The organism is Asticcacaulis sp. YBE204, assembly GCF_000495855.1.
Lineage (GTDB): Bacteria > Pseudomonadota > Alphaproteobacteria > Caulobacterales > Caulobacteraceae > Asticcacaulis.
The window spans coordinates 1-1,189 of sequence record NZ_AWGF01000028.1 but is presented as its reverse complement, the minus strand read 5'-3'; the positions used below and the strand labels follow the sequence as shown (position 1 = coordinate 1,189).

2 protein-coding genes are annotated in these 1,189 nt (G+C 60.1%); both read left to right on the top strand.

The genetic code is table 11. The annotated features are described in order from the left end of the window. Nucleotides 1-352, top strand: a 352-nt coding sequence (locus AEYBE204_RS39150) for a phage tail protein I (protein ID WP_023464144.1), incomplete at its 5' end; no start/stop codon positions are given. A 9-nt stretch (nucleotides 353-361) separates the two neighbouring features. After that, nucleotides 362-1,189 (top strand): phage tail protein (locus tag AEYBE204_RS39145; RefSeq protein WP_023464143.1); only part of this gene is annotated, 828 nt, incomplete at its 3' end.

Genomic DNA, 1,189 nt, shown 5'->3' with positions numbered 1-1,189 from the left:
GCCGGAGGACGTGAAGCGGGGCGTGGTTTCGGCTGCGTTCTACATTCACCGGCACAAGGGTACCATCGGCGCCGTGCGCCGCGTGGTGGAGCCGCTCGGCTACCTGATCAACGTTATCGAGTGGTTCCATACCGACGGCGCCGATCCGCCCGGTACTTTCCGGCTGGATATTGGCGTGCTGGAAACCGGCATCACCGAGGAAATGTATCAGGAAATGGAGCGCCTGATCGCCGACGCCAAGCCCCTGAGCCGCCACCTGATCGGCCTCAACATTTTGCAGGACATCCCCGGCCGGATTTACACCGGCGCGGCCGCCATTGATGGCGATGTCATTACCGTTTACCCCGGATAAGAGAAAATCATGAATAAATATAAAGCGATTATTACCACCGCCGGGGCGGCCAAGATTGCCGCCGCCAGCGCGGGCGGCACGCAGTTGAAAATCGTCTCTATGGCCGTCGGCGACGGGAACGGCACGCTGCCGACGCCAAATCCGGCGCAAACAAAACTCGTCAACGAGAAGTACCGCGCGGCGCTAAACGGGCTGACTATCGATAAGGCGCTGAAAAATCACATTCTGGCCGAGATGATTATTCCGGCAAACGTCGGCGGCTTCTGGCTGCGTGAGATGGGCCTCTATGATGAGGCCGGGACGCTGATTGCCGTCAGCAACATGGCGGAGAGTTACAAGCCGAAGCTTGAAGAGGGCAGCGGCCGCACGCAGACGCTGCGCATGATCCTGATTGTCAGCAGCACCGAGGCGATTCAGGTGATCGCCGGTGGCGACACCGTACTGGCGACCAAGGATTTTGTGGCCGACGCGATCGCCGTGCATGAGAAAACCCGAAACCACCCGGACGCCAGCACCACGGCGAAAGGGCTGGTGCAACTGAGCAGCGCGACGACCAGCACCGACGAAACGAAAGCCAGCACGCCGAAGGCGCTTAAAACGGTTAGCGATGCCAGCATGAAAAAGGCCGCCAATCTGTCCGACTTGCCCGACAAGGCCGCCGCGCGTGGCAATCTGGCGTTAGGTACGGCCGCGACGAAAAACGTCGGGGTGGCTGGCGGGCAGCTGATGGAGGTCGGAGCCTTTGGATTGGGAAGCGGCTCACGCCACCGAGAAGATGCTTATTGTAATCAGGGGGAAATCTATCGGGTTAATGGCTCATCAAAGAATGCACCGGGC